At 71.4% G+C, this 25,490-nt stretch carries 29 protein-coding genes; 15 read left to right on the forward strand and 14 right to left on the reverse strand.

From position 1 onward, the window contains the following. Positions 1-148 precede the first annotated feature (148 nt). Entirely contained in the window at positions 149-748 is a 600-nt protein-coding gene (locus L6E10_RS36045) for a biliverdin-producing heme oxygenase (protein WP_236224643.1), read from the forward strand. Between the two features lie 21 nt (positions 749-769). Here the strand turns inward: L6E10_RS36045 and L6E10_RS36050 are convergent, their stop codons facing one another. Beyond that, on the reverse strand, positions 770-2,869 hold the full coding sequence (locus tag L6E10_RS36050; protein ID WP_236224644.1) for an EAL domain-containing protein: 2,100 nt from the start codon (positions 2,867-2,869) through the stop codon (positions 770-772). Positions 2,870-3,136: 267 nt separating this feature from the next. On the opposite strand from L6E10_RS36050, the gene L6E10_RS36055 reads away from it, so the two are divergent. After that, positions 3,137-5,011 carry a Stk1 family PASTA domain-containing Ser/Thr kinase gene (locus L6E10_RS36055; protein WP_236224645.1) on the forward strand — a complete coding sequence of 625 codons (1,875 nt, stop codon included), beginning with the start codon at positions 3,137-3,139 and terminating at the stop codon, positions 5,009-5,011. Between the two features lie 501 nt (positions 5,012-5,512). After that, entirely contained in the window at positions 5,513-6,046 is a 534-nt protein-coding gene (locus L6E10_RS36060; protein ID WP_236224646.1) for a substrate-binding domain-containing protein, read from the forward strand. Here the strand turns inward: L6E10_RS36060 and L6E10_RS36065 are convergent. Both L6E10_RS36065 and L6E10_RS36070 read right to left on the reverse strand, forming a co-directional pair. Next, positions 6,023-6,517, reverse strand: coding sequence for a hypothetical protein (locus L6E10_RS36065; protein WP_236224647.1), 495 nt, complete (start codon positions 6,515-6,517; stop codon positions 6,023-6,025). The two genes, L6E10_RS36060 and L6E10_RS36065, sit on opposite strands and share 24 nt — an antisense overlap. A 29-nt stretch (positions 6,518-6,546) precedes the next feature. Continuing rightward, positions 6,547-7,248 carry a GAF and ANTAR domain-containing protein gene (locus L6E10_RS36070; RefSeq protein WP_236224648.1) on the reverse strand — a complete coding sequence of 234 codons (702 nt, stop codon included), beginning with the start codon at positions 7,246-7,248 and terminating at the stop codon, positions 6,547-6,549. A gap of 345 nt (positions 7,249-7,593) precedes the next feature. Here L6E10_RS36070 and L6E10_RS36075 point away from each other — a divergent pair, with 345 nt between their 5' ends. Next, a complete protein-coding gene (locus L6E10_RS36075; protein ID WP_236224649.1) occupies positions 7,594-8,115 on the forward strand; it encodes a hypothetical protein in 522 nt (173 codons plus the stop codon). Between the two features lie 242 nt (positions 8,116-8,357). Continuing rightward, on the forward strand, positions 8,358-9,713 hold the full coding sequence (locus L6E10_RS36080) for an AfsR/SARP family transcriptional regulator (RefSeq protein WP_236224650.1): 1,356 nt from the start codon (positions 8,358-8,360) through the stop codon (positions 9,711-9,713). A 128-nt stretch (positions 9,714-9,841) separates the two neighbouring features. On the opposite strand, the gene L6E10_RS36085 is transcribed toward L6E10_RS36080, so the two are convergent. Continuing rightward, a complete protein-coding gene (locus tag L6E10_RS36085; RefSeq protein ID WP_236224651.1) occupies positions 9,842-10,249 on the reverse strand; it encodes a peptidase inhibitor family I36 protein in 408 nt (135 codons plus the stop codon). Between the two features lie 122 nt (positions 10,250-10,371). Then, positions 10,372-11,406: an aldo/keto reductase gene (locus tag L6E10_RS36090; protein WP_236224652.1), complete on the reverse strand. Its 1,035-nt coding sequence runs from the start codon at positions 11,404-11,406 to the stop codon at positions 10,372-10,374. A gap of 170 nt (positions 11,407-11,576) precedes the next feature. On the opposite strand from L6E10_RS36090, the gene L6E10_RS36095 reads away from it, so the two are divergent. The 4 genes from L6E10_RS36095 to L6E10_RS36110 are packed head-to-tail and all read left to right on the forward strand — an operon-like array spanning position 11,577 to position 13,900. Further along, positions 11,577-12,293: a transglycosylase SLT domain-containing protein gene (locus L6E10_RS36095; protein WP_236224653.1), complete on the forward strand. Its 717-nt coding sequence runs from the start codon at positions 11,577-11,579 to the stop codon at positions 12,291-12,293. A gap of 4 nt (positions 12,294-12,297) precedes the next feature. Then, positions 12,298-13,317 carry a CHAP domain-containing protein gene (locus L6E10_RS36100; RefSeq protein ID WP_236224654.1) on the forward strand — a complete coding sequence of 340 codons (1,020 nt, stop codon included), beginning with the start codon at positions 12,298-12,300 and terminating at the stop codon, positions 13,315-13,317. Continuing rightward, a complete protein-coding gene (locus L6E10_RS36105; RefSeq protein ID WP_236224655.1) occupies positions 13,314-13,595 on the forward strand; it encodes a YbaB/EbfC family DNA-binding protein in 282 nt (93 codons plus the stop codon). Before L6E10_RS36100 ends, L6E10_RS36105 begins: the two co-directional genes overlap by 4 nt. Continuing rightward, entirely contained in the window at positions 13,592-13,900 is a 309-nt protein-coding gene (locus L6E10_RS36110) for a hypothetical protein (protein ID WP_236224656.1), read from the forward strand. Before L6E10_RS36105 ends, L6E10_RS36110 begins: the two co-directional genes overlap by 4 nt. Here L6E10_RS36110 and L6E10_RS36115 read toward each other — a convergent pair. Continuing rightward, positions 13,897-14,667 carry an ESX secretion-associated protein EspG gene (locus L6E10_RS36115; RefSeq protein WP_236224657.1) on the reverse strand — a complete coding sequence of 257 codons (771 nt, stop codon included), beginning with the start codon at positions 14,665-14,667 and terminating at the stop codon, positions 13,897-13,899. The two genes, L6E10_RS36110 and L6E10_RS36115, sit on opposite strands and share 4 nt — an antisense overlap. A 28-nt stretch (positions 14,668-14,695) precedes the next feature. On the opposite strand from L6E10_RS36115, the gene L6E10_RS36120 reads away from it, so the two are divergent. Further along, a complete protein-coding gene (locus L6E10_RS36120) occupies positions 14,696-15,466 on the forward strand; it encodes a helix-turn-helix domain-containing protein (RefSeq protein WP_236224658.1) in 771 nt (256 codons plus the stop codon). Here the strand turns inward: L6E10_RS36120 and L6E10_RS36125 are convergent. The 6 genes from L6E10_RS36125 to L6E10_RS36150 form a co-directional block, all read right to left on the reverse strand. Next, a complete protein-coding gene (locus L6E10_RS36125; RefSeq protein WP_236224659.1) occupies positions 15,381-15,989 on the reverse strand; it encodes a hypothetical protein in 609 nt (202 codons plus the stop codon). The two genes, L6E10_RS36120 and L6E10_RS36125, sit on opposite strands and share 86 nt — an antisense overlap. After that, positions 15,986-16,657: a hypothetical protein gene (locus tag L6E10_RS36130; protein ID WP_236224660.1), complete on the reverse strand. Its 672-nt coding sequence runs from the start codon at positions 16,655-16,657 to the stop codon at positions 15,986-15,988. Before L6E10_RS36130 ends, L6E10_RS36125 begins: the two co-directional genes overlap by 4 nt. Further along, positions 16,650-16,922, reverse strand: a complete 273-nt coding sequence (locus L6E10_RS36135) for a hypothetical protein (RefSeq protein ID WP_236224661.1) — start codon at positions 16,920-16,922, stop codon at positions 16,650-16,652. The genes L6E10_RS36130 and L6E10_RS36135 overlap by 8 nt, the downstream gene beginning before the upstream one ends. Next, positions 16,919-18,118, reverse strand: coding sequence for a PPE domain-containing protein (locus L6E10_RS40545; protein ID WP_275677285.1), 1,200 nt, complete (start codon positions 18,116-18,118; stop codon positions 16,919-16,921). Before L6E10_RS40545 ends, L6E10_RS36135 begins: the two co-directional genes overlap by 4 nt. Next, positions 18,115-18,555, reverse strand: a complete 441-nt coding sequence (locus tag L6E10_RS36145; protein WP_236224662.1) for a hypothetical protein — start codon at positions 18,553-18,555, stop codon at positions 18,115-18,117. The genes L6E10_RS40545 and L6E10_RS36145 overlap by 4 nt, the downstream gene beginning before the upstream one ends. Positions 18,556-18,754: 199 nt before the next feature. Beyond that, entirely contained in the window at positions 18,755-19,084 is a 330-nt protein-coding gene (locus L6E10_RS36150) for an STAS domain-containing protein (RefSeq protein WP_236224663.1), read from the reverse strand. 197 nt (positions 19,085-19,281) lie between these two features. On the opposite strand from L6E10_RS36150, the gene L6E10_RS36155 reads away from it, so the two are divergent. From L6E10_RS36155 to L6E10_RS36165, 3 genes are all read left to right on the forward strand, one after another. After that, positions 19,282-19,842, forward strand: coding sequence for a protein disulfide oxidoreductase (locus L6E10_RS36155; RefSeq protein WP_236224664.1), 561 nt, complete (start codon positions 19,282-19,284; stop codon positions 19,840-19,842). Then, entirely contained in the window at positions 19,839-20,681 is an 843-nt protein-coding gene (locus L6E10_RS36160) for a cytochrome c biogenesis CcdA family protein (protein ID WP_236224665.1), read from the forward strand. Before L6E10_RS36155 ends, L6E10_RS36160 begins: the two co-directional genes overlap by 4 nt. 94 nt (positions 20,682-20,775) lie before the next feature. After that, positions 20,776-22,437 carry a hypothetical protein gene (locus L6E10_RS36165; RefSeq protein WP_236224666.1) on the forward strand — a complete coding sequence of 554 codons (1,662 nt, stop codon included), beginning with the start codon at positions 20,776-20,778 and terminating at the stop codon, positions 22,435-22,437. 62 nt (positions 22,438-22,499) lie between these two features. Here the strand turns inward: L6E10_RS36165 and L6E10_RS36170 are convergent, their stop codons facing one another. Then, positions 22,500-23,888, reverse strand: coding sequence for a KamA family radical SAM protein (locus L6E10_RS36170; protein ID WP_236224667.1), 1,389 nt, complete (start codon positions 23,886-23,888; stop codon positions 22,500-22,502). A gap of 130 nt (positions 23,889-24,018) precedes the next feature. Here L6E10_RS36170 and L6E10_RS36175 point away from each other — a divergent pair, with 130 nt between their 5' ends. Both L6E10_RS36175 and L6E10_RS41060 read left to right on the forward strand, forming a co-directional pair. After that, complete coding sequence (locus tag L6E10_RS36175) at positions 24,019-24,483, forward strand: FxsA family protein (protein ID WP_236224668.1); 465 nt, start codon at positions 24,019-24,021, stop codon at positions 24,481-24,483. After that, entirely contained in the window at positions 24,480-25,040 is a 561-nt protein-coding gene (locus tag L6E10_RS41060; RefSeq protein WP_236224669.1) for a GNAT family N-acetyltransferase, read from the forward strand. The genes L6E10_RS36175 and L6E10_RS41060 overlap by 4 nt, the downstream gene beginning before the upstream one ends. Here L6E10_RS41060 and L6E10_RS36185 read toward each other — a convergent pair. Beyond that, positions 25,037-25,432 carry an SsgA family sporulation/cell division regulator gene (locus tag L6E10_RS36185; protein WP_090098803.1) on the reverse strand — a complete coding sequence of 132 codons (396 nt, stop codon included), beginning with the start codon at positions 25,430-25,432 and terminating at the stop codon, positions 25,037-25,039. The genes L6E10_RS41060 and L6E10_RS36185 overlap by 4 nt on opposite strands. Positions 25,433-25,490 lie beyond the last annotated feature (58 nt).

The following is a 25,490-nucleotide window of genomic DNA, read 5'->3' on the forward strand; positions in this document are numbered from 1 at the left end:
CCGCGGTCGTGCCACCGCCGGCCGCGGCGAACCGCTGTGCCGCTCGACGACGCCGTGCACGATCGGGAGTCCAGCCCGTGCCCACCGAGGACGTGATCGTCGTCGTGCCGACCCCGTCGACCCGCTCGTCCAGGAACGGCCTGAGCGGGTGACGCTGCTGGCACGCCTGCGCACCGACACCCGCGCCGCTCACCGCGCCCTGGAAGACGACCTCGGGTTCCTGCCGGGCACCATCACACCGGCGCGCTACGAGTCGGTGCTGTCGGCGTTCCTCGGCTTCCACGAACCGCTGGAGGAAGCCCTGACGGCTTCCATCACGGCGCACGCGCTGCCGTGGGAGCTGACGGCGGGCGAGGGGCGGCTCACCGCGGACCTCCGCGCACTCGGCTGGAGCCCGGAGCGCATCGCCTCGCTGCCGCGGTCGTCCGCTCCGGACGTGCCTCCGCTCCCCGCCCTGATCGGCACGCTCTACGTCGTCGAGGGCGCGAAGCTCGGCGGCCGGGTGATCACCCGGTGGGTCCGCGACGAACTGGGCCCGGCACCGGTGTCGTTCTTCGCCGCGGACGGCGACGCCCGGCGCGGGTTCCGGCGGTTCGGCGTGATGGCGGAGGCCGTCCTGCCCGCTCGGGACGCCACAGCGGCGTGCGAGGCGGCGAACCGCTGCTTCGCACGGTTCCAGGAGTGGCTGGCCATTTCACGGGACGTCAACGACCTGAAGGCGCCCATTTCGTGGGAAGCGCGTCGCTGATCGAAGGCGTGGTCGCCGCCGTCACGAGCGGACGGGTCGCGCGCCCCTGGCCGCGGGCTGGTCGTCCCAGCCGTCCGGGTGCCGGGGCCTGCCGAACAGGTACCCCTGCGCGTAGGCGCACCCCTCGCGGCGCAACCACTCCGCCTGCTCGGGTGTCTCGACCCCTTCGGCGATCGCGCGGGCTCCGAGCACGTCCGCCAGGTCGATGACGCACCGCAGGACCCCCGCCGTCCGCCCCGTCTCGCCGAGCGCGGCGACGAACGACTTGTCGATCTTCACGAAGTCGAACGGGTAGCGCTGCAGGTAGCTCAGCGACGAGTAGCCCGTGCCGAAGTCGTCCAGCGCCACGCGGATCCCGCTGTCGCGCACGGCCATGAGTCCCTGCATGGCGGCGTCGTCCGCCCACACGGACTCCGTCACCTCCAGGGTCAGGTTCTCCGGCGGCATCCCGGTCACGCGCAGCGCGTGGAGCAGCGACGTCTCGAAGCCGGCGGACGACAGCTGCCGCGTCGAGACGTTCACCGTGACGCCGAGGGCCCGGCCCTCGCTCGACCACCGCGCCCCCTGCGCGCAGGCCGCTTCGAGCACCTGGGCGCCGAGCGGGACGATCAGCCCCGTCTCCTCGGCGAGCCCGATGAACTCGTCCGGCCTCACCAGACCCCGGCCGGGGCGGCGCCAGCGGACCAGCGCCTCCGCCCCGGTGACGCGCGAGGTGGCCAGTTCGACGATCGGCTGGTAGTGCACGACCATCTGGCCGCCGTGCACGGCGGCGCGCAGGTCCGCCTTGTCGCGTTGCCTGGCCTGCACACGGGCGCCGATCTCGTCGTGGAACAGCTTCGCCCGTGCACCTCCCTCCTGCTTGGCGATGTACATCGCGGCATCGGCGTCGCGCAGCAGTTCCGCCGCGGTGGTTCCGGGCGTGGAGACGGCCACCCCGATGCTCGCGCGCATCTCCCGCTCCGGTCCCGTGGTGAGCGCCCTCAGCACACGGCCGGCCAGCCGGGCGGACCCGTCCGCGCCGGACCGCGGTGCCAGCACGGCGAACTCGTCCCCTCCGAGCCTCGCCGCGGTCGCCCCCGGCGGGATCGCCGGAGCCGTCCGCCGGGCGAACTCCCTCAGGTACTCGTCGCCGGCGTGGTGCCCGTCGGAGTCGTTGACCTCCTTGAACTGGTCCAGGTCGATGACGAGCAGGCCGACGGGCTCACCCGTGCCCAGCGCTTCCTCGAGCAGGTGCAGGAAATGCGGCCTGCTGGCCAGTCCCGTGAGATCGTCCTGTTCCGCGCGAACGCGGAGAGCGTCCTCCTGGCGGCGCCGTTCGCTGACGTCGACGGCGACCACCAGCGTCAGTTCCGGCCGCGATTCCTGCGGCACCTTCGCGGTGTGCACCTCGAGCACCGCGCCGTCGGTGTTCAGTTCGACAGGTCCTGTGCCACCACCGCATTTTTCGCACAGCACCACGTTGTTCCCGTGAATGCACAAAACCTGGCACAAACCGTTTTGCCGGCCGAACATCGAGTGAGCCCGTGCGTTGCTCAACAGCGTGGTGCCGGCGTCGTCGACGAGGAGCATGCCGACGGGACTGGCGTCGATCACGGCGTGGACTGCCTGACGTGCGTCCCGCTCGTGCCGGACCGCACGCACGGTGGCGTGCAGGGCGGCGGATCCGATGACGAGACCGAGGAGCGGCAACAGCCTCGGCACCAGCCCGTCGAAGGCGACGCTTCCCGCGCGGACGGCGGCCACCGCCAGGACGCCCTGACCGGCGAGGTAGCCGGCCAGGGCCGGAACCGCCTTGACCAGAGCCCTGCTGCTCCCGCCCCCGAGCGCTCTCCTGGTCACCACCCCGAACAGGAACGCGACGGCGGGCTGGGGCGCGGGGAGGACGAGCGCCGACCCGGCGAGCACCGCCGCTTCCACGACCGCGATCACCCACCGGTCGCGATCGGGCCACCGCCACGACACCAGCACCACGAGCAGCAGCACGACCAGCACCGCTTTGGCGGCGAATGCGGTGTCCGCGAACAACAACTGCGTTGCGAGCCCGATACCGCCCAGCCACGCGAAAACGTTCGTCAGCACCCTGACGTTGCGCAAAACGCGGCCGGAGGAAGGGTCGGCCACGTGCCCGCCGACTCGTTCGCGGGAGTCCCCGGTCAACTCGCCCCAATTCGCATCGTCCGAGTCCGGCGCGTGCTGCCACCGGCCACACCGATCAGAACATCTTCGTACCAGGCGAAGGGAACTCAACCGCCGTTCGGGCGTCCTCGGCCGGCGGTCGACCTGGATTCGACCGCGTGATCACCGACGATGAATGGGGAAATGCATCAGGTCGGCGTTGTGGCGCGAGTGCACTCCGCCGGAGATCGCCCGCGGCTATCATCTGCGACTGTGCCGAAGTCCAACCCCGATCTGACAGGTGCGCTGCTCGAGCGGCGTTATCGGTTGGACACGGTGATCGAGCCCCGCGCGACGTCCACCGTGTACCGGGGTGTGGACGTCCGGCTCGACCGGGCCATCGCCGTCGAGGTCCTGGACACGACGCTGCCGCCGGATCCGGCGTTCGTCGCGGATTTCGAGCGCGGCGCGCGTTCCGCCGCCCGGCTGCGGCACCCCGCCGTGGTGGCCGTCCACGACCAGTGCGTCGACGGTGACCACGTCTTCCTGGTCACGGAGTTCGTGGACGGCGGCACCCTCCGCGGCCTCCTGGCGGACCGCGGGAAGCTCGCGCCCGCCGTCGCGTTGAGCGTGGTGGGCCCGGTGCTGTCCGCGCTGGGCGCCGCTCACCACGCGGGACTGGTGCACGGCGAGGTCAGGCCGGAGAACGTGCTCATCGGCAAGGGCGGCAAGGTGCGGCTCGCCGGCTTCGGCACCCTCCGCCCGAGGGCGGCGGCACCCGCCGGTGGCGACAGGGCCTACGCGTCCCCGGAGAGGGTCGGCGGAGGCGTCCGCGACGCGCGGGGCGACGTCTACTCGGTCGGGATCGTGCTCTACGAGATGCTCACCGGAGGGGTCCCCGGCCGCGGTGCGGTGGGCGTGCCGCACCCGGTCCCGGCGGTGCCGTCCATCGCCGGGGTCCCGCTCGCACTGGACAACCTGGTGCGCAGGGCGACCCGGTCGGATCCGGCGTTGCGCCCGGCGGACGCCGCGGTGTTCCTGGCGGAGCTCGAACGAGTGGGGGCCGAGCTCGGCCTGCAGCCCCAGCCGGTTCCCGAGCCCGGCACGCCACCGGAGCAGGACCGCACGATCGTGATGCGCCCGGTGCCGGCGGTCCCGCGCGAGAACACCGCGTCGGCGGCCGAGCGGACCACACCGGTGCGCAAGCCGCCGCGCGCACCCAGGCCGCGGTCGAAGAAGGCCGACCCCGTCGAGGAGAAGCGCCGCCGGCACCGCCGCGCCGCGCTCTGGACCGGCGCGGTGGTGGTGCCGGTGCTGGTCGCCGGTTCGTTGTGGTGGTGGCTGGGCGCGGGGAGCCGCACCTCCGTGCCGCTGGTCAGCGGTCAGAGCGAGGCGAACGCGATGGCGCAGGTGCGGGACGCGTCGCTGAGCGCCCAGGTCGTCCGGGTGCCGAGCAACGACGTGCCGAACGGCAACGTGCTGCGCACCGAACCCGGCAACGGAACCGAGCTGGAGAAGGGATCCTCGATCACGGTCTACGTCTCGCGGGGTCGCCCGGTGGTGCCGTTCGTCACCGCGGGCGCCGACGTCGAGCCGGTGACGAAGGAGATCGGCGACGCCGGGTTGAAGGTGGTCACGGACGAGGCCAAGAACGTCTTCAGCGAGACCGTCCCGTCCGGCAAGGTGATCGGACTCGAACCGCGCCCCGGCACACCGCTGCAGATCGGTGCCCCCGTGACACTGGTGCTGAGCAAGGGACCGGCGCCGAAGAAGCCCGTGCCGAACGTGGCGGGCATGACCAAGGACGAGGCGCTCGCCGAACTGGGGCGCAACGGGCTCCAGGGCGTCGAGGCACCCGCCGAGTTCTCCCCGGCGGTCGAACCGGGCCGCGTCATCAGGACCGACCCGGCGCCCGGCACGATGCTCGGCCCGGACCAGACCACGGTGTCCCTGGTGGTCGCCACCGCGGTCACCGTGCCCGAGGTGCGCGGCAAACCCGTCAAGGACGCCAGGGCGGAACTGCAGGCGCTCGGTCTGCAGGTCACCGTCGTCTCGCCGAACGGCGAGGACGTGGTCTGCGCCGCCCAGTCGGTCGAACCGGGACAGCGCGTCCCACCCGCGACCACGATCACCATCACGGGCGCCTGAAGTCCGTCAGACCCATTCACGCTTCCGATGGCTGAAGCGCTTCTTCTGCGACCCCGCTTGATCCCTCCACCTCCGGTTGTTGACGTTCACGCCCCTCTTGAGGCGCGGCTCACAACCGCTGCGCGTTCGGCCTGCCCCGGACTCCGTGACGACCGTCGACAACGACGTCGATCTGCGCGAGGAGCCGGGATGCGATCGTCGATGCTCGTGGTCGTGCTGCTGGTGGCGGCCTGCGGCACGCCGCGACCGGCCGGGAACCCAAGCCACCCGAGAGCGCTCTCGTCGGCGCCACCATGCCGACGACCACGTCGCAGCGCTGGCTCAGCGACGGAGAGAACATCAAGCGGGACCTCGAATCCCGCGGCCACCGCGTCGGCCCGCAGTACGCGCAGAACGACGTGCCCAGCCAGGCGAAGCAGGTCGAGAGCCAGATCGCCGCCGGCGCGAGACTCCTGATCATCGCCTCAGCTGGACGGCTCGGCCCTCACCGCCCCGCTGAGGATGGCCGCGGAGGCCGGCATCCCGGTGATCGCCTGCGACCGGCTCCTCCGCGGCAGCCCCGACGTCGACTACTGCGCGACGTTCGAGAACTTCCGCGTAGGCGTCCACCAGGCCGAGTCGCTGCTGACCGGTCTGGGCCCGCGAGGTGCCGACGACAACAACATGGCGTTCTTCTTCAACGGAGCCATGTCCGTCCTCAAGCCGTACATCGACGACGGCAAGCTGGTGGTGCGCAGTGGACAGACGGACTACCAGGCCGTCACAACCCTCCGCTGGGACGGCGAGACTGCCCGCAAACGCATGGAGGAGATCGTCACCACGTCGTACCGGCGCGCGAAGGTGGACGGCCAACGACTACGACAACGGCGTCGAGGTCGTGCCGGCGTTCCTCCTGAACCCGTGAGCGTCGACAAGGTTCTCGTGGAGTCCGGTTACTGCACCGACGACCAGCTCCGCCAGCCGGACGGCAAGGGTGCGGACGCAGCCGTTCCACGGCCGGGCTGGAGCCGGCTACTCGTCTTCGTCGTCGGGTAGCTCACCGGCGAACCACACGCGCATCCGGTACTGCTCGAAGCCGCCCTGTCGTGCGTTGAGGAGGTCTTCTTGGCTCATGGCAAGCGCTTGGTCGCGTCCCCGGTGAGCGACCTCGAACCCGTAGACGCCCGGACCTGCGGGCAGGTCGGCGTCGAGCGCCTCACCGGTGGGAGAGCCGAGCACCAGGAGACCGCTGGGGCATTCGAGCTCGAAGACCTGCGGCGCCGACCAGCCCGGCTCACCGGCTGGCGCAGGTCGCCCGGACCACACTTCGAGTCGTGCCGACGCGGGCATGAGGTCCTGGACGCAGTTGATGACCAGCTCGTACCCGGTCGAGGCCACTACGGCTGTCTGCGCTCGCGCGATCGCCTCGTCCAGACCCACACCGGCGTCGTTGTCCTGGTCTCGCAGGGTGATCAGTCGATAGCTGGCGACGGCGACCAGCTCATGACGACCGAGCGGTTCTGCCACGGCGCTTATGCGCTCATGGGGCGCGTCGGTCACAACGACCGGGCTTCGGCCCGGTTCTCCATCAGCCAGGCCGCGACCTTCTGCAGCTTCATGTTGGTCGACTGCGACGCCTCCACGAGCATCCGGAAAGCGGAGGCGTCGTCGATGTCGTGGCGCTCCATGAGGATGCCCTTGGCGGTGGCGATGACGTCGCGGCTCTCGACGGCGATCGACAGGTTCGCCTCGCGTTGCGCGCCGACGAGCGCGATGGCGGCATGGGTCGCGAAGAGCAGGCCGTCCTGCTCGGTGCGGTCGTCGAAGGCGTTGATCCGGTCCGAGTAGAGGTTCAGCGCGCCGAGCGTCCTGTCGGTCACGAACAAGCGGTAGGACAGCAGGGAGTGGATGCCGTTCTCCGCCGCCGCCGGCCCGAAGGACGGCCATCGGGCTTCGTGGCCGACGTCGCCGACGCGGAAGGTCGCGTGTTCGGTGATCGCGTCGATGCACGGTCCCTCGTGCAACTCGTACTGGAGCTGGTCGATGGTCTCGACGGTGGGAGAGGTCGGCTCAACGGTGCGGATCCTCCCGTGCTCCAGCAGGGAGATCCCGGCGTACGTGGCCGCCGGGACGTAGTCGACGACGGCTTTGACGATCGCCCGCAGAGTCGTGTCGACGTCGGGTTCCGCTTGCAGCGTTCTTGCGATGTCGCTGAGCGTTCTCGCGAGTTCGTCGAGGCCTCCATCAGCCGCGCTCATGATGTCCTCCAGCACCAGAGTTCAAAGCAAATCGTTCATACCCGTTCAAGGAGTCGGGTAAACCTGAACTGGCGGGCCGACGAACGGATTCCGCTCGCGACGCCCGCAGATCACTCCATCGTGCGACTGCGGCTGTTGCTGTTCGCGAATGGTCGCTCTGCGCGTTTCCAAGCCCGGTCCGTGCCGCTTTACGAGTGGTGAACAGCTCTGGCGGACCGGCCTCGCTGCTACCGAGCGCTGCCTCGACGAGAAAACCGATCGCCTGGGCCGATGACGCTGCACCGCCAAGATCTACCATCGGCAGCCCGCACGAACGGGTTCCGAACGGAAGAGGCGCGACCGCACATGATCTCAGACCGGGACGACCTGCCGGCCGGCACGACCTCGCCGGGCGCCGCCACGATCGTCCCCGCCGGGGGAGAGCCGGACGGGGCGACCTGGGCGCGAGCGGCCATCGGCGCGATCAACCGCCGGGACCACGCGAACGCCATCGTCGCCGTGCGGATGGCGCTGCGGGACGAGGCTTCACGGCTGGCCGCGGTGGACTTGCTCACCTCGATCTTGGTGCAGGGCCTGCCGATGGGAGGGCTGAAGCCCGACGTGCGCGTTCCCGTCGGGAAGACGGTGCTGCGCGAGGAACACCACTGCGCGAAGGCGGTCGAGCACGCCGCGAACCTCGTCACCGCCGTGGTCAACAGCGACGTCGGCCTCGCCGCGCCCGTGCTCGAAGCGCACGCGGGCGACCACGGCTTCGACATCCTCGTCGTCCTGGCGCGGGAGGCGGCGGCACGTCTCGAGCACTTCGTGGGCGTCGACGGCGACACGGTCGACGCCTACTACTTCGTGACCGGAGGCGGACAGTTCTGATCCTTCCTCGCACGAATCGCGAAAGAGCTTTCAGAATTGACGCTGTGAGCCGGAATTGAAGATCGGCATTCCACCCGAGTGCTCGCGTGTGAGGTTTTGGATGTGATCGAACAACCAGCGTCTGCCCCGGCCGTGTGCCACCCTGAGCGGCGGGGAGGTACTGGGGGATGTGGTTTTTCCGATTGCTCGGACCGTTTCAGGTGGAATGCGGTGGTGTCGAGATCACCGCGGGCACACCGCAAATGCGCAAGGTTCTCGCGTTGCTCGTGTGGAACGCGAACGAGGTCGTGCCGGTAGGCCGGTTGTTCGACGAGCTGTGGGGTGAAGCGCCACCGGCGTCGGCGAAGGTGCAGCTGCAAGGCATCATCTCGCGGCTGCGGCGGCTGCTCGGCACGGAGAGGATCGCGACAGCGGCGACCGGGTACGTGTTGCGCGCCGAGGCGGTGGAGCTCGACGTCGAGCTGGTGCGGCAGGGCCTGGCGGCCGGGCGTGAGCTGATAGCGGGCGGTGACGTGGCGTTGGGGGCCGCGCGGTTGCGCGAGGCGCTCGGGCGCTGGCGTGGTCCCGCCGACCCGCACTTCGGCGAGCCGATCGCCGCACAGCTCGACGAGCTGCGGATGACGGTGCTCGAGGAACGCGTCGACGCCGACCTCCTGCTCGGCAGCACCGCCGACCTGATCGGCGAGTTGACCGTCGCCGTGGCCGAGCACCCGCTGCGCGAACGGTTGCGCGCCCAGCTGATGACCGTGCTGGCGCGGCGTGGCCGGGTGTCCGAGGCGCTCGACGTGTTCCTCGCGTTCCGCCGCACCCTGGTGGACGAGCTGGGCGTCGAGCCGTCGGCGCGGCTGTGCGCGCTGCACGGCCGCATCCTCCGCGGCGAACCGGATGTGCAGCCCACGTTTCCGCTGCCGCGCGGGGCACGTCCGCCGCGCCGGTTGCCGCCGGCGCTGCCCGACTTCGTCGGTCGCGGGGAGTGGCTCGCCGAGCTGGCGGACGTGCTCACCGCGCCGCGCCGGGTTTGCCCGCCGCTCGTCGCCGTCTCGGGCGCCGCGGGGCTGGGCAAGACGTCGTTCGCCGTGCAACTCGCTCATCGGGTGCGTGAGCGGTTTCCGGACGGCCAGCTCTTCGCGACGTTGCGGGGCGACGACACGACGTCGGCGCTGCACCAGTTCCTGCGTGCTCTCGGGACACCTGCCGACTTCGTGCCGGTCTCCGAGGACGAGTGCTCGGCGCTGCTGCGCGACCTGCTGGCCGGGCGGGAGGTGCTGCTGGTCGTCGACAACGCCGTCGACGCGCGCCAGGTGCGGCCGTTCGTGCCGGCCGAACCGGGTTGCGCGGTGCTGGTGACGAGCAGGCGGACGCTCGGCGAGCTGGAGGGCGCGCGGCTGGTGCGGATGGGACTGCTCGACGCCCGGGAGGCGGCGGAACTGCTGACCGGGATCGTCGGAGCGCCCCCGGGCGACGCCCTGCTGGCGCGCTGCGGAGGGGTGCCGCTGGCGTTGCGGATCGCGGGAGCGCTGTTGCTCGACCATCCGCAGTGGACGGGTGAGGACCTGGCGGCCTGGCTCGCGGAGGAACGCGCGGTGAGGACCGGCTGAGGCGCGCCTCCCGCACTTCGGTCGCTGTAGACGGTGCGGCACCCGGTCGTGCTGGCTCAAGCGCCGGCGATCGAGCAGAACCTTCCTGCTCGATCGCCGGGACCCGTGACGCCCCGCCGCGTCACCGGTCAGGGGCAGACCCGCAACGAGGTGATCCGGTTGCGGAACTCGGGCAGCATGTTCGCCCCTCCACCGGGGCCACCTGCCGCCATCAGGGCCGTGTAGTTGGCCCCGTCGTAGTGGCACCACCGCTGGCTGGTGCGGTTGTACATGCTCTCGGCGTTGTTGTTGAGCCCGCTGGGGCCGGGAGCCGCACCGAGGTTGGCGTCGCCGACGCGGAAGATGCCGATCGCACCGGTGCCGTTGAGACCCGTCCAGATGCACAGCCGGGCCGCGGGACAGTCGCTGTAGGCGGTGGCCGACACGTCGCCGGCCGGCTCGGTGATCTCCGGGACGGAGGACGCGCTCGCGGGCGTCGACATCAGCGACGCCGCGAACGCGACGCCGGCCAGGGCAGTCAAAGTCTTGCGGATCAAGAGAATTCCCCCTTCTCAGGAAGAGGCGGTCTCGCCTCCGGGACCGAGACTGGGCAACCGCGCTAACAATCCGCTAACCGCGGCTGACCACCGCGCCGCCACGGCCGGGAAGCCCGCCACTGTCACACCGCGGCACGGTCGTCCACCGGACGACGCCGCAGACCCGGACGGGTGAGCGCGTCCGGCACAGGGGCGACGTCGACCGCACCGAGGTCCGTGCCGGGCGGCACGACCTCGTCGATCCGGTCCAGGACCTCGTCGGTGAGCGTGGTGCCGGCACCGGCGAGCAGGTCGTCGAGGTGGTCCGCGGTGCGCGGGCCGATGATCGCCGAGGTGACACCGGGATGGCTCACCACGAACGCGAGCGCGAGGTGCGTGAGCGGCAGACCGGCCTCCTCGGCGATCGGGACGAGCCGCTCGACCGCGGCGTGCTTGCGCTCGTCGGTCATGTGCCGGGGCAACCAGTGCAGGGTGCCGGCCGAGACCGGTTCGCCGCCGGGACGGAAGCGGCCGGTGAGCAGGCCCGCGGCCAGCGGGCTCCAGGTCAGCACGCCCAGCCCGTACTGCTCGCAGGTGGGCAGGACGTCGCGTTCGACGCCGCGGTTGAGGATCGAGTAGTGCGGTTGCTCGGTCCGGTAGCGGGCGAGCCCGCGGCGTTCGGCGAGCCACTGCGCCTCGACGATCCGCGCGGCCGGGAGGCCGGAGGTGCCGATCGCGCGCACCTTGCCGGACCGCAGCAGGTCCGTCAGGGCGGACAGGGTCTCCTCCGCGTCGGTGCGGTGGTCGACGTGGTGCACCTGGTAGAGGTCGAGGTGGTCGACGCCCAGGCGGCGCAGCGAGTCCTCGACCGCGGTCATGACCCAGCGGCGCGAGTTGCCCTGGCGGTTGGGGTCGGAACCCATGGGCCCGTTGAACTTCGTGGCCAGCACCACGTCGTCGCGACGACCCCGCAACGCCTTGCCGACGATCCGCTCCGTCTCACCGTCGCCGCCGTAGACGTCCGCGGTGTCGATGAAGTTGATGCCCGCGTCGAGTGCCCGGTGGATGATGCGGACGCAGTCGTCGGGGTCTGAGTTGCCGTGGGGGCCGAACTTCATGGTTCCCAGGCAGAACGGGCTGACCTGGATGCCGGTGCGTCCCAAGGTGCGCATACGCACGAGAAGGCCTTTCGTCGGAGGTGGCCGTTCGGCTCGTTGTGGCGGCCACGCTCCCACCAGTAGGTGCCGGGGAACGTCCGCTTCTGCCGGGATGGTCCCTCCGCGCAACGCTGCTGCCCCAGCGCGCAACACCGATGTCGGCTGCGTCGGTGAGCGGCCAAGCTGACCGCATGAGCAGGTTGAGCCCCGAGCAGATCGCACAGCACGCCCGTGCCGCCGGGTTCGAAGGCCAGGGCCTCACGATCGCGATCGCCGTCGCCCTCGCCGAGTCCAACGGGGACGCACGAGCGCACAACGCCAGGCCACCGGACGACTCCTACGGCCTGTGGCAGATCAACATGCTGGGCGCGCTGGGACCCGAGCGGCGCAGGCAGTACGGGCTCGACTCGAACCGCGAGCTGTTCGACCCGCGCGTCAACGCCGAGGTGGCGAACGCGTTGTCCGACGACGGCAAGTCGTGGACGCCCTGGTCGACCTACACCAACGGCGCCTATCGCAAGTACCTCGACGTCGCCCGCGAAGCGGCACGGGACGCCAGGACGCCGTCGCGGCCCGGCGCCGGCGGGGGAGGGGGACGCGACGGGTTCGCGGTGGACCCGGCCGCGCTCGACCGCTACGTCAAGCAGGGCAGGGACATCGCGGACGACCTGGCGTCGATCGGCACCAGGCACGTGCGGCAGGTGCGGGAGATCGCCGACGGTGGTTTCGGGCGGATCGGCGAGGAGACCGGCTTCGCCTCGGCGCTCGAGGCGTTCGGAGCCGCGCTGCACCGGCAGGTGAACGGCGTCGGCCGCAACGCCGACCGCCTGGCGCGCTCGACCGGGCGCATGGCACGCAGCTACCGCGCTCAGGACGACGCGGTCGCCGACGGCTTCAAGCGGGGATGACGACGTGGACACACGAGCGGTCGCGCGCGGGTTCGCAGGCAGGATGATCGGGCACCGCAACGCGTTGGCGGGCAAGGCCGACGACGCGCTGCGGGTGCAGTTCGCGTTGCACCAGGCGGGCAGCGCGCTGGACGACCAGCAGGACGCCGTGCGCAAGGCCGCCGGGAACGCGCTCGGCCACTGGGAGGGCGCGAACTCGGAGCAGTTCGAACGCCGCTCGGACCGGCTGGCCCGGCAGATCCGGATGACCGCGTCCGTCAGCGCCCAGGCCGAGAAGGTGGTGGCCGGGGCGAGCAGCGCGCTGGTCACCGGGCACACGGCCGCCCAGCGCCTGGTCGACGAGTACGTCACCAAGGCCGCCGCGCTGCTCGACGCGGGGGTCGCGAGCGGATCGCAGGCCGCGCTGATGAAGGCCGTCGCCGCCGCGGCGGACCTGGAGCCGCGCTACACGCGGGAGTCCGTGCGCAACGTGCGGCAGGTCAAGGCCGAGCTCGACGAGGCCAAGCGGCGGCTGAAGGCACTCGAGAGGGAGATCGAGACCGACGGGATCGCCGATCCCCGCGCCGCACGGCGTGGCGGGGGCGTCACCAAGCCGGCCGGTGCGAAGGCCGGCAAGATCGTGTCCGCCGCCCGCGGTGAGATCGGCACGCGGGAGAGCCCGCCCGGCAGCAACCGGAACCCGTACGGGCCGACGACCTTCTGGTGCTCGTCGTTCGCCACGGCGATGTGGCGCAGGGCCGGTGTGGACATCCCGGTCCTGCCCTTCACCGGCGACGTCTACCGCTGGGGGCAGCGCCACGGCAAGGCGTACGGCAACGGCAACCTGAAGGACGACGTGCGGCCCGGCGACGTGCTGTTGTTCGGCACCGGCCCGCAAAGCCCCTCCACGAGCAAGCACATCGGCATCGTGGAGAAGGTCGACGGCGGCACCGTCACGCTGATCGAGGGCAACTCCGGAGACCAGGTGCGCCGCAACACCCACCAGCTCAGCGGCACGAAGTTCTACGGAGGAGTGCACCCGTGATCACCGGACGCGCGCACCACGCCACCGGCATCGCGATCGAGGTCGGCGTGGGCGGCGGGATGCGCGCCATCACGCTGACCGAGCGGTCGATGCGCCTGGGGCGTGCCGCACTGGCGGACGAGATCCTCACCCTGGTGCGGCTCGCGACCGCGCGGGCGGCCGAACGGGCTCGGCACACGCTCGGCGAGGAGCACCTGGAGACGCTCGGCCTCCACGTCGACGCGGAGCTCACCGAGGAGATCGAGTCCACCACACCGGAAAGCTGGATGGTCCGATGACGCACGAGCCGCGGTCGCTCGAAGAGGAACTGGCCGAGGACGAACAACGCGAGCCGCTCGGCCTGCGCGCCGCGCTGGACGCGATCACCCGCTCCGCCCGGGAGGACGACGTGGTGGTGACGGTCGACCTGCACGGCAAGCTCGTCGGGCTCGAGCTCGGCCCGCGCGCGATGGAGCTGAGACCCGTCGCGCTGGCCGCCTGCCTGCAGCGGCTCACCGCCGGCGCCGCCGAGGCCGCGCTGGCCGCGGGCGCCGAGGTGCTCGCGGCCGTCCTGGACGAGCCGGTGGGGCTGCCGGTGTCCTAAGAGGACTCCTCCACCAGGTCGGTGAGGCGCCGGGTGATCCAGGCCAGGTCGGCGGGGACCACCCGGACCCACTGCTCGCCGCGGACGTCCTCGGTCGTGACGACGTAGCGGCCCGCGGTCGTGTCGGACCAGGCGAGCACCGGCGAACGGCCCCGGGCGCCGTTCACGGCCAGCTGTCCCGCGGCGAGCCTGCCCGACTCCGCGATGGTGATCAGCGGACGCATCGCGCTGCCCCGCACGCCCGCGTCGGCCAACGCCCGTTCCAGACCGCCGTAGCCGTTCTCCGCGTACCCCCGCAGCGCCGCCGAGCAAGCCGCCCGCGGCAGCCGCACCTGGTCACCCGGCCCGGCCGGGCGGTCGCCGAGCACCTTCACCACCGCGCGCACCAGGCCGTCCCCCGCGAAGGGTTCGAGCGCGAGCTCCTCGGTGTTGAGCACGGCGAGCACGCCGCGGCTGCCCCGCACCGCGGCGAGCACCCGCCAGGGCTGCTCGCCGAACACCAGCGCGTCGACGGACGTCGTGTGGTGGCGCAGCATCCCGAGCAGCTCCTCGAGTTCGGGATCGACCTCGTCGTCGCGGATCAGCCCGGCGCTCGCCAGCGACGCGAACACCTCGGTGCCCAGCCGGTCCCGGTCGGCCTCGGTGGCGCCGTGCGACGGCACGTCGAGCGCCAGGGGCGGGTCACCGAAGCCGAGGTCCTCCCACACCAGGTCGAACTCCAGGTGGGACAGGACGACCGCGCCGGTCGCCGGTGAACGCCGTGCCATCGGAACTCCCGTGGTTAATCTTGTCCGCGTGCGCCAAGACGCGGAGGTCGCTGGTGGGGTGCTGGTCGTGCGCGCGTCCGGTGCCGCGGCGGCCAGGGCCGCCCTGACCGGCTCGCCGTCCACGCCCCAGTCGGTCCAGTTGCTGATGAGGTGCCCGGTCCACCGCTCCGTGCCCGGGAACGCCCACGTGTTCGGCGACTGCTCGCTGCACGTGCTGCCCGTCGGCACGATCGTGCTGACCGTGCCCGAGGCCAAGCTGTCGACCGGGTTCACCGACCTGCGCCGGCTGATGTTCCAGCCCGTCGAGGTCGGCGAAGGCCTGCGCACCGCGTTCTCCAGCGCGGTCGGGCACGTCCTCGCCGCACGGGACGTCCTGGACCCGGTCGGCGTGGCGCACCACCTCGTCGGGCTGGCGGAGATGGTGCTGCGCAGCGCGTTGCGCGACGAGCTGGAGCGCGCCGACATCGCCACCGGGCACCGGCGCGCCGCGCTCGAGCACATCCGCGCGCACCTCGCCGACCCGTCCCTGACGCCGGGCGAGGTCGCGAGGGCGCTGAACATCTCCCTGCGCCGCCTGTACCAGGTCTTCGAGGGCGAGCCGAACGTCGCCGAACGGATCAAGGTGCTGCGCATCGACCGCGCGAAGGCGTTGCTGGCCGACCCGGCGAAGGCCGACCGCGGCGTCGGCGAGATCTCCCGCGACTGCGGGTTCGTCAGTGCGACGCACTTCTCCCGTGCCTTCCGCGCGCTGGTGGGGCAGCCGCCGACGGAGTACCGCCGCCACGCCCTGCCGAGGTGAACTCCACGCCGTTGACGAACCGCCCGGCGATGCCGGCCAGCTCCAGCCACCCGCGTCCGGTGGGGGAGTGCAGGGTGAACACGGCGATCCTCGGGCGGGCGGGATCGGGCACGACGATCTGCAGCTGCGCTCCGACACCGGTCGCCGGGACCCGCTCGACGATCACCGCCGGGTAGCCGTGCGCGGTCTGGGCGCTGGTGAGGTCGGTGATGCCGGGACCACCGGCGTCGGCGAGGTGGAAGCACAGCTCCCGCGCGGCCTCCGGTGTCAGCACGCGTTCGACCGCGACCAGACCCGCCACCAGGACCGCGGGGTCGGCGTCGTGGTGCTCGACGACCGCCACGACACCGGCGTCGTGCCGCTGGACCAGCTCGGCGGCCTGCGCGGCCGCGATCTCCAGGCCGGGGTCGCGCGCCCGGTCGGGCCCGCGCAACCGCTGCAGGAGGGACAACAACTCGGCGGACGTCGCCTCGGCCGAGCTCGTGGACACCGGGATGACGCCCCGTACCGGCGTGAGTCTCACCGCTCACCGAGTGCCGAGACGAAGGCGGCCGCTCCGCCGCCGGGTGTGCTGGAGGTGCGTGGTGACGTGAACAGCATCCCGGCGAGTTCACTGCCCAACGCCGAGTAGGAGTTCAATGCGCGCACGACACCGCCGAACAGCTCCTCGCGGCTCGGCACGTCTCCGGCCGCCTCGACGCCGCCCGTGACGAGGCGGCGCAACCGCTCCGCGACCCGCCGTGCGGCGCTGTGGTGGTCGGCTTCGAGGTCCCGTGCGGCCGCCAGCACGCCGTCCAGCTCGCGGCGCAGCTCCTCCAGCCGCCCCGCGGCGGCCTCGTGCGCCGGACCGCCGCGGAAGGACGCGAGGACCACGTCGTTGTCCGCATCGTCGATCGCACGCCGCAACTCGCGCGCGCGTCTGTCGAGATCTTCCGCCCTGCGCTGGTTCGCCAGCACCGTCCCCGCCCACTCGTCCAGCACGTCGGCGGCCGCACCCAGGGTGCGCCGCGCGGTCTCCAGGTCGTCGCGCATCCCGGCCAGTCGCGCCGCGAACGCCTCGGCCGCGGCCCCTTCCCACCCGGCCGGTGGTGCCGGGACCTCGACCGCGTGCCGGCACCGCTCACCCGCCGAGGCGACGGCTCCCGCGTCGCCCGGCACCGGGTCGAAGCCGAGGCCGCGGTACTCAGCCATGGCGCAGCTCGTCGGCGTCGCGGTAGGCCGCCCCGGCCGTCCGGAGCTCGGTGGCGGTGTCCGCGAGAGCGGTGCGGAGCGCGGCCGTCCTGTCCTCCCACGACCGCATCAGCTCGTCCACGGCCTCCGTGACGCCCGGTCCCAGGTCGCCGCCTGCTCCGAGTCCGAGCGCGCCGACCACCTCGGTCACCGCGTCGCCCGCGTCGTCCAGCCGCTGCGCCGTCACGTGGACGGCGGCGACGTCGACGACGTACCCGTCGTTCATCCGCCCAGCACGGGCGGCGCACCCGGCGGGATGTCGTCCAGGAAGTCCATCGGCTCCGCGTACCGGTTGGTGTGCTGCCGGTCCTCGTCGCCGTTGGCCCCGGCCGCCGGCGGCATCATGCCGTAGCCACCCGCCCCGGGCACGGCCGCGGGACCGCGGCCGCCCATGCCCGCCACGGCGCCGCTCCCGGCCTGGCGGCCCAGCACCCCGGTGGCGCCGCCCGGCACCCCGGGTCCGGTACCGGCCGGTGATCCCGACGCGAACCCTCCCGGCATCCCCGTCGTCGTGCCGTGCACGCCGCCGGCCGGTGCGCCGAACGCCGTCGTGCCGTGCGGAACCCCGGTGCCGTGCGGAGCCCCGGTGGGACCGGACGCGGCGACCGTCGTGCTGTCGTCGTTCGCCGGCGGGCGGGTGTCCGGCACCGGCACCGGCTCCGGTGGCCGCGGCGTCACTTCCGGCGTGCGCTCGGGCGGCAGCGAGACGGGCGGTGGGGCGACGGGGGGCGAGACAGGTGCCGGTGGCTGTGCGATCTCCGGTGCCGTGTCGAACACCGGCAGAGTGCTGCGGGTGTTCCGGCTCTCGCTCTCGTAGACCTGCATGACGGCCACCGCTTCCGCCTTGGCGTTGCGCGCCTCGGTCTTGGACGGCATGTGGTCATCGATCAGCTGGTCGAGCAGGTTCGCGCCCTGCGGGCCGTCGACGACCTTGACGTCGTAGCCCTCCCGGAAGTGCCGCTCGGCCCAGTAGTGCACGGGCTCCGGCATCCGCCGCTTCGTCTCCTGCAGCACCGTCGTGTAAGTCTCGAGCCCGCGCGCCACCCGTTCGGAGGAGTCGCCGACCGTCTCGCCCCACGACGTCAGCGCCGAGGCCGCCTGGGCCGCCAGCTCCGCCGACGGCCCGCGCCAGGACGACGTGAGCTTGTCGACGATGCTCTGCACCGACCGGGACGTGTCGCGCAGCCGGGGCGCCAGCTCCTGCCACTGCGCGCTCCGCACGGACATCCCCGGCACGTCGGCCGCGTGCACCATGTCCCACATCTGCTGGTGCGTGTACGCCTCCCAGCGGATGGTCCCGGAGTCGAACGCGTCCTCGAGCAGGTTCCTGCGACGCTGCGCCCGAAGCCGCTTCTCGCGCCGGATCTGCCGCGCGGACGGCTTGTGCTCCTCGGAGTAGTAGCCCCTGTCCCGCCTGCTCATGACTGCCTCTTGAACGTCGCGGCGGCGTTCTCGTCCACGGCCACGTGCGTCTTCTTCACGGTCTCCAGCGCGTCGATCACCAGGTCGAGCTGTCGCACGTACGACGTCAACGCGGCCCGGACACCACCTTCGGCGTCCCTGGCCCGCAACCCGAACGCCTTGCGCATCTGCACCGCGACCGGCCCCTTGCCGTCCGGCAGCGGCGTGGCCAGCACGGCGCTGCCCGCCAGGTGGCCCACCAGTTCGTCGCGGCGCTGGTGCAGCAGCCGGATCGCCCGGTCGAAGTCGCCGGGGTCGATCTCGATGCTGTCCGCGCCCGTCGTGGGAATGCCCACCAGGCCGACACCGGACACCGGCCCGACGACCTCCAGGACCCCCTCGTCCCGCAGCGATTTCCTCAAGCGCTCGGCCTCGTCCACGCTGTCCACCCTGACCACGGGCGCACACTCCCCTTGTTCGTGTTGCGACGGCTCAGCGGAACATACTGACCGCGCGTGGTCACGAGATCCAGTCCCCGATGCACGGATCGGCACGAACGTTGCGCCCCTGGGCAAGGGCAGGCCCATCGGCTACCGAGGTGGAACCGCCGCACCCGAGCTCGGCCGACCGCCCACGACGGCGGTGCGTCGCGGCAGGTCAGGCGTGCGAGTCGGCGGCCAGCGCCTGCTCGACGTCCGGGTACAGCCCCAAGACCCGGTCGACGCCGGTCATCCCGAGCGGGCGCAGCACGGTCTTGTGCGCTGCCGCGACCCGCAGCTGGACGCCCTTCGCGACCGTCTCGCGCCGCAGTTCGAGCAGCGCGTTGAGACCGGCGGAACCGAAGAACTCGACCTCTGCCAGGTCGACCACGAGCGAGTGGGGTGGTGTCGCCGCGGCGAGGGCGGTCTGCAGCTCGGCGCGCAGCGCGGGGGCCGTGACCTGGTCCAGCTCGCCGGCGATGCGCAAGACGACTGAACGACCGTGCATTTCCTGCTGCACGAATAGCGGTGAAAGTGAACTGTCCAGCATGGCGGCACTCTCCTGGCCCTGATGAGGTGGCTCGCGGGAAGAGGGCAGCTGGCGTTTCAACCGCTCACGTATGCAGCATACAGTCCTGCACCGGTGAAATGCGCCGTCAGAGGTTCGTAACAACTTGCGAACCGGTCATACGGCAGGATTCGCTCATGTCGGTACTCAGAGTCATGGCCGGGTCACTCGTTCTGCTCGCCGCGCTGGCGGCGTGCGGTGGCGGTCCGGCGGGTGCGCCGCAACCGGCCCCCACCACACCGCAGGCCACGTCCCGGACGAGCGCCGCCGCGCCGGCGAGCAGCACTCCCGCGGTGCCCGACCAGCTGAAGTTCACCGCCAAGACCGTCGACGGCAAAGAGCTGAACGGCGCGGACCTGGCAGGGAAACCGGTCGTCCTGTGGTTCTGGGCGCCGTGGTGCCCGAAGTGCCAGCGCGAGGCGCCCGGCATGGCCGCCGCCGCGAAGGAACACGCCGGCAAGGTCACGTTCCTGGGCGTCGCCGCGCTCGACAAGGTCCCGGCGATGCAGCAGTTCGTGCAGAAGTACGGCCTGCAGTCGTTCCAGCACGTCGCGGACGAGGACAGCGCGGTGTGGAAGCGGTTCGGCGTGACCGCCCAGCCCGCCTACGCCTTCGTCGGCGCGGACGGCAAGGTCGACGTCGTGACGAGCCAACTGTCCGAAGAGGACCTGAAGCAGCGGCTGAGCACGATCGCATGACGCAGACGCTGCTGGTGGCCGTGGTGGCCGGGATGGTCGCCACGGTCAACCCGTGCGGGTTCGCGATGCTGCCCGCCTACCTGGCGCTGGTCGTGACCGGCGCGAGCGAGCAGTCCCGCGCCCGGTCGCTGACCAGGGCCGTGGTCTCCAGCGCGATGATGACCCTCGGGTTCGTCACCGTCTTCGGCCTGTTCGGCCTGGCGTTCTCCGTGGTCGCCTCGTCGGTGCAGCGCTACCTGCCGTTCGTGACGGTGGCGATCGGCCTGGCGCTCGTCGTGGTGGGAGCGCTCCTGCTGCTGGGCCGGGAGATCACGTTGCTGATCCCGAAACCGAGCAAGGGTGCGCCGAACCGGCACGTGGGGTCGATGTTCGGCTACGGCGTGGCGTACGCGATCGCATCGCTGTCGTGCACCATCGGCCCGTTCCTGGCCGTCGCCGGCTCGACGCTGCGCGGCGGCGACCTGCTGGAGGGCGTCACGGCGTTCCTCGCCTACGCGCTGGGCATGGGCCTGGTGGTGACGGTCCTCGCGATCGGCACCGCGCTGGCCAGCGACGTGATGACCCGGCGCGCCCGCTCCCTGCTGCCGCACGCGTCCCGGCTCGGCGGCGCGCTGCTGGTGCTCGTCGGCCTGTACGTGGCGTACTACGGCGTCTACGAACTGCGGCTGTTCTTCGGCGACGCGGACCCGTCCGACCCGGTGGTCGACGCGGCGGGACGGCTCCAGGGGCTGCTGGTGGAGTGGTTCACCGCGATCGGGCCGGTGCCGTTCGTCGTCGTGCTGGTGCTGCTCGTGGTGGGTGGGGTGCTGCTGGTCCGGCGGCGCGTGCGGACTCGGTGATCGGCGCTCGCCCTGAACCGGGGCGCTGACTCGTAGACTTCGTCGCTCAACGTCGACGAGGTCCGGCCGTCGCGCGCCGGGTGGAGGAGATCGGATGCAGGATCCTGGCGATTCGACGGAGGCCGCCGAGTCCCGGCAGAACTCCGCGGCGACGTCGACGGTTCTGGTGGAGGTGCTTCCCGGGGTGGCCGTCGTCGCCGGTGAGGTCCCGCCGGAGCTGAAGGCCGATCTGATCGACTTCGGGATCGTGCCGGCAGCCGACCGCAGGCAGATTTCCGCGATCCTGGCTTCGATCGGGAGCGCGACGACCCTGGCCGGCAACCTCGGCACCGCCTTGGCGAACGTGCAGGGCCTTTACCGCCTCGGCGAGCAGACCCAGGCCCTGCTGAACGGCGGGGCGGTGCTCGCGTCCAAGGACGGTGGGTTCCTCGGGACGGTGGTGGGGTCCGGCAGCGGCCTGAAGCAGGCCCGCCTCCACCCCGTGACGGCGGTGGGCAAGGCGCCGATCGCCGCCTCGGTCGGACCGGCACTGGCCATGGTCGCGTTGCAGATGATGCTGAACGAGGTCTCGGGCCTCGTCAGGACCACCCTGGCGGTGACGAACCAGGTGCTCACCACCCTCCGCAAGGAGCAGTGGGCCGAACTGACGGGACTCGTCGCGGTCGTCGACCGCGCGGTCGAGCAGGCGCGGGAGATCGAGTCGGTCCCGGCGTCGTTGTGGGACGACGTCGCGGGCAGCGGAGCGTTGCTGCAGAAGCAACTCGAGCTCTACCAGGGCAACGTCCGCGACCACGTCGAGCGAATCGGCCGGGCCGACACCCGCAGCCACCGCGAGTACTTGCAAACCAACGCCAACACCATCGCCTTCGACGTCCACGCCCTGCTGTCCTCCCTCAACGCGTGGACGGGTTATCACGCGCTGCGCGCCGCAAGGGCGAGAGCCGCGGGACGTGAAGATGCCGCCGAAGCGCAGTACGCCGAGGTCATCGCCCGCGACACCCGCGCGGAGTTCGACTCCACCCTCGCCGCCTCGACGAGCCTCGTCGACGCGCTGGTCCGGGAGCTCCGGATCACCGTCGAACTCCGCGACCCCGACGCGTGGCCGTTGTCGGGCAAGCGGAAGGACGTGAAGGCGGCCCGCGCGATCTCCACCAAGCTCCTGGAGGCGATCGAGCCCCTTGCCGACGCCCTCCACCCGCCGGTTCCTCCGCTGGAGGTCCCGGACGTCCTCTGCGGACCCGGGTCGCTGGACGCGGAGCCCTACCTCCGCATCCTGCGGTGGCTCTTCGAGGACGGCGAGGTCCTGCGCGCCGTCGGCTTCCCCGAACAGCTCGACAACTCCAACCCCCTCTCCGCGATCGTCGGCGGGGCGATGGACATGCTGGCCGCGGCGATGGACAGGTCCGCGGACAGGACATTGGTCGCCGTCACGGATCGCCGCATCGTCCTGGCCACGACGAACACCTTCCTGGAGCAGGGCGAGGTCCAGCAGGTCATCCCGATCGACCAGGTGCGCTACGTCCGGGTTCCAGCCGCACCGGACAGCGGTGCGCGGTCGGTGATCGACCTCATCACGCGCGACGAGAACATCCGGTGGCTCTTCCACTCCGACGTCGACAACACCCACGTCGACGCGCTCGCCGCCGTGCTCGCGGAGTCGATGACGATCCCGGACGCCGAACGCGAGGAGCTTCAACGGCGTCGCCACGCCTCCATCGAGGCGGCTGAGAAGAGTGATCCTGTGGGGTCTGGCTGAGCTGGAAACGCCGATGGGGCCGCCTCCGGAAGATGTCCCGGAAACGGCCCCATACGCGCCCATCAGGCCTGCTCGGTCCACCACTTCTGACCGGCCTCACCGAGCGTGGAGATCGGGTCGTAGTAGGGGTAGCGCCGGTCCAGCGCCTCCGGGTCCTCGAGCTCGATCCCGGTCCGGTAGTTCTTGGTCCAGTAGGAGATCCCGAGCTCCCGGTCGTACTCCGCGAGCTGGTGCACCCACCGCTTCCCGACGTACGGCACGTCGCACACGATCCGTGGCGTCGCGTAGCCGGGCAGGTAGCCCATGATCGCGTGCTGCAGTTCCTGCGCCTCCCACACCGCCACCCGCCAGTGCTCGGCGTTGGGGATCATGTCGCACATGTAGAAGTAGTACGGCAGGATGTTCGCTTCCCCTTGCAGCGCGAAGCAGAGGTCCAGCAGGTCGTCCGAGGTGGCGTTGACGCCCTTCATCAGGACGCCCTGGTTGCGCACGTCGCGGACGCCGACCTCCAGAGCGGTCCGGGCGGCCTCGGCGACGAGCGGCGTCACGGATTGGGCGTGGTTCACGTGCGTGTGGATCGCGAGGTTGACGCCGCGGCGTGAGGCGGTGCGCGCCACGCGCTCCAGGCCCTCGACGACGCGGGGCTGCAGCCAGTGTTGCGGCAGACCGGCCAGGGCCTTGGTGGCCAGGCGGACGTCGCGGACCGTCTCGATGTCGAGCAGGCGCATCAGGAACGACTCGAGCTGCGGCCACGGGACGTTGGCCACGTCGCCGCCGGAGACCACGACGTCGCGGACGCCCGGGGTCTTCTTCAGGTACTCGATCATCTGGTCCTGGCGGTCGACCGGCTTGAGCGAGAGCTTGTGCTTGTCGATCAACGGCGTGGAGTTGCCGACCAGGTCCATGCGGGTGCAGTGGCCGCAGTACTGGGGACAGGTCGACACCATCTCGGCGAGGACCTTGGTGGGGTAGCGGTGGGTCAGTCCTTCGACGACCCACATCTCCGCCTCGTGCAGCGAGTCGCGCTGGGAGTGCGGGTGCGACGGCCAGTTCGGGTCGCGGTCGGAGACGACCGGGAGCATGTAGCGGCGGACCGGGTCGTTCAGGAACGCCTCGGTGAAGGCGTCCGGGTTCAGGTCCGCGTCGACCGCCATCGTGTTGAACATCTGCGGCGGGATCAGCATCGACATCGTGGCGAACGCCGACTGGTCCGTGGCGAGGTCGTCGTAGAACTTGTCGGTCAGCAGGTCGCCCGCGACCTTGCGGAGCTGCTTCACGTTCTTCACGCAGTTCACGCGCTGCCACTGGGCGTCGCGCCACTGCGCCTCGGTCACGTGTGACCAGCCGGGGAAGCGTCGCCAGTCCGGTTCGACCAGCTCACGGCGGACATACGTGTACGGCTGGCGGTCCAGCCGCTCCAGCGCCGTGGGGGCGTCGTGCAGCGCGGTCATCCGTACTCCTCAGCGTCGAGGTCGCGTAAAGATATCCTGTCACACCGCCAGCTTGCCGTAAATATTTCAGATCAAGGCTTGGTGGAGGCGGGGTCGGGAGCAATCGGCGGCTCTCGTGCGTTCATCAGGCATGCCCCTTCTCGCGCTGCTGCTGCTCGGCTTCTTCGCCGAGGTCGCGGTCATGGTCGCCGTCGGCAACGCCATCGGCGGGCTCTGGATGATCGCTCTGCTCCTGGTCGGCACCCTCGTCGGTCTGTCGCTGGTGCGCCGGCAGGGCGCGCAGACGCTGGCCGCGTTCCGCGAGTCGGTGTTCCAGCGCCAGCAGCCGCACCAGGAGATGGCCGACGGCGTGCTCATCGCGGCGGCCGGTGCGTTGATCATGGTGCCGGGTTTCATCAGCGACGTGGTGGCGTTGTTCCTGCTGTTCCCGCCCACGCGCAAGCTCGTGAGCAGGCGGGTCGCGCGCAAGGCGGAGGCGGCGGCGCTCAAGTTCGAGCACGAACGCCGCTTCGGAGCCGGTCAGGTCGTCGAGGGCGAGGTGCTCGACGTCGACGCCGGTCCGGTGGTCATCACGGAGCGGCGCGAGCTGACGTGATCCGGGCGTACGACCCGTCCGACCTGGACGCGCTCTACGACATCTGCCTCGACACGGGCGAGGGCGGCCAGGGTGCGCGGCACCTGTTCGACGACCCGCGCCTGCTGGGGCACGCCTACGTCGGGCCGTACGTGGCGTTCGAGCCTGATCTGGCGTTCGTGGCGGAGGACGACCTCGGCGTCTGCGGGTACGCGCTGGCGACGGCCGACACGGAGGCGTTCGAAGACCGCTGCGACCGCGACTGGTGGCCTGACCTGCGCGTTCGCTATCCACTGAGGCCGAACGCGAACCGCGTCGTGCAGCTGGTCCACCGGCCGGCGCGGGTCGACCCGATCATGGTGCGCGCCTACCCGGCGCACCTGCACGCGAACCTGCTGCCGCGTGCGCAGGGCCGGGGGCTCGGCGGCGCGCTCGTTCGGAGCGTCCTCGAACGCCTGGAGAAGGGCGTGCATGTGCACGTGCGGCACCACAACACACACGCGATCGGCTTCTGGGAGCACCTCGGCTTCCGCGTGATCGACTCCGCGGACGAGCTCGTGCTCGGCCTGCGCCTCTAGCCCAGCAGGTCCTTCATCAGCAGGTCCCAGTCGAAGACCTCCTGGCCGGCGGGCACGGCGGCGTAGGTGGACTTCAGGAACCGGCGCAGCTCCTCGGCCGACAGGTGGAAGACCGCGTGCGAGTCCTCGGTGAGCAGTTCCAGCACGAGCACGTCACCGTCGGCGGGGCGCAGCCGCACGTCGCCGAGACCGGCGGGCGACAGCAGGCCCTCGGAGAGCAGCGCGCGCCCGACCAGCCAGACCGACTCCTGGTCCTTCGTGTGAAAACGCATGGTCACGGCATGCGGATCGTCCGACCGGTACTGGAGGTCGACGTCCATGGGCTCGGCCGAGCCGTCCGGCCGGATGAACTCGACGACGGTGGCGGTGCCGAGCCTGGTCTCGTTGAACATCGCCGTTCCTCCTCCGCGGTGAGGGTGCCTCACCCAACACGGGCGCCGTCGGGGATCG

This window comes from Lentzea sp. CC55, from assembly GCF_021056325.1.
GTDB lineage: Bacteria > Actinomycetota > Actinomycetes > Mycobacteriales > Pseudonocardiaceae > Lentzea > Lentzea jiangxiensis.